The sequence below is a fragment of the Stenotrophomonas maltophilia group sp. RNC7 genome, assembly GCF_030910085.1.
Lineage (GTDB): Bacteria > Pseudomonadota > Gammaproteobacteria > Xanthomonadales > Xanthomonadaceae > Stenotrophomonas > Stenotrophomonas sepilia.
On the sequence record NZ_JAVFVN010000127.1, the window covers coordinates 1 to 543 of the forward strand.

1 protein-coding gene is annotated in these 543 nt (G+C 42.4%); it reads right to left on the reverse strand.

Features of this window, described 5'->3' with window-relative positions; translation table 11 throughout:
- Positions 1-543: fibronectin type III domain-containing protein (locus RCF13_RS01520; RefSeq protein WP_308140757.1), on the reverse strand; the 543-nt coding region annotated here is incomplete at both ends.

Genomic DNA, 543 nt, shown 5'->3' on the forward strand with positions numbered 1-543 from the left:
TACATTGTACCATGTCAATGTAATAGAATTTTGATCTGCTGTCGTCATAATATTTGTTGGGGTCTCTGGTTCTTCTGGATGTGTGGTCACATCTAGCTTATTACTCCAAGGTCCCTTTCCCCCTAGATTTTTCGCACGAATCCTGTAGGTATGCCCTGAATAAGGCGCTAGCCCATCATGGATATATGAAATGTTTGCACCATTTTCTATAATCATACCGTCGATCTCAATTTCATATCCATCTGCACCTTCTACTGCATCCCAGTTTAAGGTGACGGATGTCTTTGTCGGCTGGGCAGTTACGTTGGTTGGCTCTGCTGGTGGATAAGGCAAAGTCTTCATCTTAATGCTCGAACTCCAATCACTAATTCCTCCTGCATTTTTAGCACGAACCCTGTAGGTATGGTCTGTTAAAGGCTGTAAACCCTTATGGACATAGCTTGAGCCATTGATATCTTCAATGAGATTTCCATTCACCTCGATATCGTATGCTGTTGCTCGTATGACGGACTCCCATTGAATTTTAATTTCAGTTTGTGATGG